The organism is Acinetobacter sp. CFCC 10889, from assembly GCF_003268395.1.
In the GTDB taxonomy this organism is placed as follows: Bacteria; Pseudomonadota; Gammaproteobacteria; order Pseudomonadales; family Moraxellaceae; genus Acinetobacter.
Window position 1 is genome coordinate 1 of the sequence record NZ_LQXQ01000100.1, and the last position, 6,181, is coordinate 6,181.

Consider the following 6,181-nt stretch of genomic DNA (forward strand, 5'->3'; position numbering starts at 1 on the left):
GATACCCGAAACAGTGTAGTCACCCTTGTTGGTGATGCCATCTTTATTGTCACTGCCACTGTCGGTGGTCAAGATAACTATGGGAGCCTGTGGGGAAATCGTATCTTTATCTTGTTGATGTTTATCATCACTATTTTGTCCGGCAATAATACCACCTATGATAGCTCCTCCACCTATAATCCATGGTAAAAGTGAACTACTACCCGATACAACAGGCAACAAAGCCTCTAATCCTGTAATTTCTTTAAATAAAGGTACACCACCATTCCAGTCAAACCATAAAAATCCACATTCATTATCTTCAAAAACTAGATCTGATACTTGTTTATCTTCATATTCTACAAAAAAATTCTCAATTATGATGGTTTCGCCATTCTTTAATTTTAAAATTAAATTATTGCCTTCTTTTACAAATTCCTGCACATCCTCTTCGTGCAGACTAAGATGAATAATTGATGCATCATTCAGAAATAACTGATTATTTTCAGGAACAAATTTGCTTAATGTATCTTTATTTACAACAATAATTTTTGACATTTATTTAGACCTAAAAGACATTATAAAATTGAGCAAAATATAAGTTATTATAAACTATTTTAAGCAATTTTCGCCAATTAATTTCACAGTTTGATGTTTCTTCGCAACCATCTACTAAACCCCATATATATTTTGAATTCGGCTCAGGTTTCCACCGGTGTGAAACAATCCTTCTAGCTGAGTTGCTTTATTTGTTGGATACCTTCTTAGTAAATCACTCAAATAAGCATACAGATCCAGGATTCGGTTTGGCTGATTAATTTAAAGTCATGATATTAACCGCCTGCACACACTACGCAGCACACTTATAAATCACCTATTTTACGGACTAAATTCCACAAACATACCCACCCCTTGTGGAGCAATGCTCAGATTGGATGCTGCGGGGTTAAGCTGGCGCTATTAGCAGAAACCTTAAAAAAAACAGCTAGTGCTACAACAGCAGGTTATACATGCAGATGGAACACCAATGACTGTAATGCAGATTGCCAGGAATAAACCGAAGAAAGGTTATGTTTGGGACTATACCACTACACTACACAATCCCATTCAGGCCGTCATTTATGACTTCCAACTGAGTCGGGCAGGTCAACATGCTGAAGATTTCTTGATAAGCTGGCAAGGTCATTTGGTATGTGATGATTACAGTGATTATAAGGCATGCCTTAAATCAGACCAGGTCATCGATGTGGGTTACATGGCGCATGCGCATTGTAACTGTAGTGTCAAACACCGCGACCAACAAAGGCAACAGGACAGTCAACCGATCATGCGACAACTGTACGCTTGGCTGAAAGTAAATCAGAATAAAGCACCCAAGAGTTCGCCTACAGCAAAAGCGATCAATTACAGTCTAAAACGCTGACAAGCCTTAATCCACTATTTGGATGATGGGAATATACCAATAGGCAGTAATTGAATCGAAGTGCGACACGAAGTCGCTTAATAAAATTATCCCCCGCAGGAAAACAACCCGTGTCACTGGACGAATCTAGAAGACTGAATAAAGAACGCTTTTAACAATGTAACGAGGCACCGTATGGTGCGGGGTATCAATCTTGAGAAGTAGACCCTTTTCGCAGCCATAGCCAAACAAGAACTAGATAGTCGGCATGGTGAACATACGTAAATCTGCGTAACGATCGTTAAGTTGACTGAGTAAAAATAGCTTAACGCTCAAACAAAAATCGTAATGGAAGTGGGAATCCCATCTTTCGATTGCAGATTCGTGCCTCCACATACCTCCCTGTCGACAGCAGACACCTAGGCCGATGTACTTCAGTAAGTGAAAAGTAAAAATCTCATATCAATCCCATTAGGAAAGCAGTTTGTAAAAACCCTCCTAGGGTGATGTGGACAAAGGAACAAGAAAAAAGCAAATGCCAATCTATAATGGGTTAGATAGAGGTTGAAACCACCTTACGCGAAAGCTCTGCAATGATTGCTGACGCACTCATTTAGTAGCAAAGCTTTGGCCGCAAAACTAGTGTTTAAAAACCGAGATAAAAACACGGCTGGAGGTCGACAAGGCAACTTGGAATCCCCCCTCAAACTAAGATTAGTCAGACAATGTTGTTGAAAAGACGGGTTACACACCTCTTCTGCTTCGGAGAGTTCTTATTCAAAGAAAAATGGCAGATGATACCTCTCAGGATACCCACGATGAAATGCCGCACCATACAGGAGCTCCATCTGCTGGCTTTGAAACCCATCGCGAATACCACCTCCGATCTTATGGGCTCAGACCGCAATACTCAACAGATCCTGCAGCACAGTGCTTTGCCGCACTGAAAAGTAGTCTCCGACAAACCCTGTACCACCCACAGCAGCTATATCGTAAAGCTAAGTCATAGTGGAAAAGATGCTGTCACTAATCTTGAGATCTACCACCTACATTGCCCAAGGAGTGTTCAATTTACCAATGTCAACGATGTATAATCAGGTGTCGAAGGTACCTTAGAAGAGGCTTGAGCCATGTTTTGGGAAACCTACATGCACGATTCTTAAAGGCAGGTAACTGCGCTGACTACCCGACTATCAGATACACCCCTTCTTGCACTACTTAAGCCGCAACTGATTGGCACATAAAAATTGAACCGTACCGGGTTTGTCGGAGACCAACTTTCCTGAGAGAATGTTCCGATGAAAAAACCAAAATATACCCCTGAAATCCGAGATAGAGCGGTTCAATTATTGATTGAATCCGAAAAAGATTATCCATCGAATTGGGCTGCAATCACTGCTATTGCGCCTAAGATAGGTTGTACTCCTGAAACACTGCGTATTTGGTATTTAAAACATCTCGATCAACAAAATCCTATCAAAGTACAACAGGCATCAGATCAAGAAAAAATGAAGCAGATGGAACGTGAAATCAAAGAATTAAAGCGTACCAATGAAATTCTACGTAAAGCAGCTGCTTTTTTCGCCCAGGCGGAGCTCGACCGCCCACACAAATAATGGTGGATTTCATCCATAACAATAAAGACTTATATGGTGTTGATGCGATTTGTAGGATTTTACCGATCGCAGCTTCAACCTATTACCGAACTTTAGATCTCGCGGACAATCCAGAACATCGAGCGAAGCGAGATTTACATGACTTGCATCATGCTGAACAAATTAAACGAATTTGGAAGGAAAGTTCAGGTCGATATGGTGTACGTAAAGTCTGGCAAAAACTGAAACGTGAAGGCTATATTATTGCACGCTGTACAGTTGCTCGATTGATGCAGAAGCTAGATATACAAGGTGTTTGGCGTGGTAAGAACAAACAAACTACCCGCAACCGAGATGATCAAAAACGAGCAGATGATTTAGTGAAACGTAATTTTAGTGCTGATCGACCTGACCCTTGCGAAGCAGTGCTTCTCAGGTCAGTGACTTTACGTATATTCAAACTCATTCAGGCTGGGTCTATACCGCCTTTATTATTGATGTGTTCTCACGAGCAATTGTTGGATGGAAAGTATCTACACGGATGAATACAGATATGGTGCTCGATGCACTTGAGCAAGCATTGCACGATCGAGGCATGCCAAAGAATGTGATTCATCATTCCGACAGGGGTGTGCAATATCTTTCGATTCGCTATACCAATCGTTTAGAAGCAGCAAATTTACGAGCATCAGTCGGTACAACTGGTGATTCATACGATAATGCTTTGGCTGAAACGGTGAATGGCTTATACAAAACAGAGGTGATTGAATATTTAAAAGCAGATTGGCAAGGTTTAGCAGATGTACAACTTGCGACACTAAACTGGGTAGATTGGTTCAATAAAAAGCGTGTACACAGTGCACTGGGTTATGTGTCGCCTTTTGAGTTTGAAGCAATGTACTATGATAAGATTAACCCGTTAGGTCAGGTGGCCTAACTTAAATAAAAAAGTCTCCGACAAACCCGGTACGGTTCAGTTGATTAAATGATCATTTATAAAAAATCGGACTTACACAAAATGAGTTACAGACTCTAATATCACCCTCACTTTAAGTGGCATAAGTTATATTACTGCTTTTATCAGACTTATGCTGCAATATATGAGTGTAGGACAGTAGGCTTTTTTACCTCTGTCGCTATATAGCCATAAGTAGTTATGGCACCCCAATCTTCAATTTTGAAAACTACTTCTCAGCCCAGTAAATAGCGCCATTATTTAGTTCTGCTGGTTAAATTCAATCCTAACCATAAGACCACCAATAGCATTTGTCCGATGTAACTCAACTTTTCCGTGATATAAATCGACAATTTGCTTAACAATCGATAAGCCGAGACCACTGCCAATAATGACACTGTTCTGATTCACCCTATAGAATCTTTGGAAAATCAGAGGTATTTGTGCTTCATCCAAACCAATTCCATTATCCTCAATCTGCACAAAGCTATAATTTTTAACACAGCCACAACTGATTTTTATGACACACGGGCGTTCATAACTACGATAGATGATGGCATTCTCTAAAAGATTACGGAGCATAATTTCCAATTGCTCAGGTTGAGCCATAACTAGAGCTGACTCCAGTTGTAACTGTAAGTCAACTTTTTTTTGACAAAGCTGAAAATCCATCATCGAAAGAGTACTTTGAATCACATTAACGAGATCGACCGAGCCTTGAATTTGATGAGCATTGGGTTCAATCCGGGCTAAGGTTAGTAACTGTGTAATCATTCGCGAGGTTTTATCAATGCCAATCATGATGTCCTCAGCTGCTTCTCGCGCCTCCTCGGTAGAACGTGCGCTCTGCAAAACTTGTGCATGCAGGCGGATCGCAGCTAGAGGTGTACGTAACTCATGAGCTGCATTTGAGGTGAAACGTTTTTCACGTTGCAAACTTTCTGCAATTTCACTCAATAATGTATTTAATGAATTCACCAAAGGTTCGATTTCTTTGGGTACGACAGGATTAATAGGTTTTAAATGCTCAATCGACTGCTTTTCCAAGTTTTGACTGATGCTGAACACAGTGGAAAGATGGCTGCGTATGGTCTGTAAAATCAGCCAGGACAGTAATGGTAAAAAAAATGCTGAAATCCCTATTAAAAATAACAACATATCTCTCTGGATATCCTGACGGATCGTCCAAACCTGTGCAATTTGTACTTGTATAGTGTGGGTGCTGTCCCAAACCGAATAACTGCGATAGGTTTTATTACGAATCTGAATCCAGCCAAAGTTGGCTTGCTGGACAAACGGATGTGTGCCAACGCCAACCGAACGATAAATCAACTTGCCATTACGATGCCAGATCTGGAAAATAATCTGATTATAATGCTCCCCTTGAGCTTTCTCGATGACCGTATGATCCGGGATTTGCCCCGCCAGTGAACTTGAAGTAGTCGAAAGTAAAGCATGGGCTGTTTCAGCCAGTGATTTATCAAAAATATTGTTCGCGGTACGCTGCATTCCCCAGTAAATACAACCTAAACTACCCACCCAGACACTGGCGGTGATGACCATTAAAATAAATGATAGACGTCTGGTCAGTGAATAACTGCGAATGAAATTGGCCATTAATAATTTTCATCCATAATATATCCAAAGCTTTGTACAGTGCGCACGATATTTTTTCCCAGCTTACGCCGTAAATTATGAATATAAACCTGTATCACATTACTGCTCACATCTGCATCATAGGCATAAAATGAGTTTTCTATACTCTCCCGTGAAATGATCCGGCCACGGTTAAGGATAAATAGTTCTAGCAAGTGAAACTCTTTCGGGGTTAATTCAACTTCAGTGTGATCTCTCAGTACCTGTTTAGTCGCTTTATTAACCGCAATATTGCCAATCTGAATCAAATCACTCACTTCTCCTGAAATACGGCGTAATACTGCTTGAATCCGTGCAATAACTTCATACAAATCATAGGGTTTAACTACAAAATCATCTGCCCCAGCATCTAAACCGGAAATTCGCTCCTGAATTTTATCCTGAGCAGTCAAAATAATAACGCCTACTTTATTCTTTTTACGACGCAGTGACTTTAAAATTTCCAATCCATTCCTGTCTGGCAAACCTAAATCAAGCAAAATAAACTGATAATCATAACTCGCCAAAAAATGATAGGCTTGTTCTGCTGTGGTGGCGATATCAACAACAAAATTCGCTTGGTCTAAGCCCCGTGCTGTCGCCTTAGCCAGTAAG

At 40.5% G+C, this 6,181-nt stretch carries 3 protein-coding genes, 2 pseudogenes and 1 other annotated feature; of the genes and pseudogenes, 2 read left to right on the forward strand and 3 right to left on the reverse strand.

Translation table 11 applies throughout. The features are described 5' to 3' along the window. The coding region (locus tag AVJ19_RS20085) for a BapA/Bap/LapF family prefix-like domain-containing protein (RefSeq protein ID WP_162626670.1) at positions 1 to 537 on the reverse strand (537 nt) is incomplete at its 3' end. A gap of 372 nt (positions 538 to 909) precedes the next feature. On the opposite strand from AVJ19_RS20085, the pseudogene AVJ19_RS20090 reads away from it, so the two are divergent. Together AVJ19_RS20090 and AVJ19_RS20100 are read left to right on the forward strand one after the other, a co-directional pair. Next, positions 910 to 1,399 (forward strand): annotated as a pseudogene (locus AVJ19_RS20090) (IS66 family transposase); the annotation flags it as partial. Between the two features lie 1,280 nt (positions 1,400 to 2,679). After that, positions 2,680 to 3,913: pseudogene (locus tag AVJ19_RS20100) on the forward strand (IS3 family transposase). Then, positions 2,955 to 3,071, forward strand: a sequence feature (AL1L pseudoknot). It overlaps the preceding pseudogene by 117 nt. Before the next feature lie 279 nt (positions 3,914 to 4,192). Here the strand turns inward: AVJ19_RS20100 and AVJ19_RS20105 are convergent. Together AVJ19_RS20105 and AVJ19_RS20110 are read right to left on the reverse strand one after the other, a co-directional pair. Beyond that, a complete protein-coding gene (locus AVJ19_RS20105) occupies positions 4,193 to 5,548 on the reverse strand; it encodes an ATP-binding protein (RefSeq protein WP_111861317.1) in 1,356 nt (451 codons plus the stop codon). Next, positions 5,548 to 6,181 (reverse strand): response regulator (locus tag AVJ19_RS20110; protein ID WP_111861318.1); only part of this gene is annotated, 634 nt, incomplete at its 5' end. The genes AVJ19_RS20110 and AVJ19_RS20105, both read right to left, overlap by 1 nt.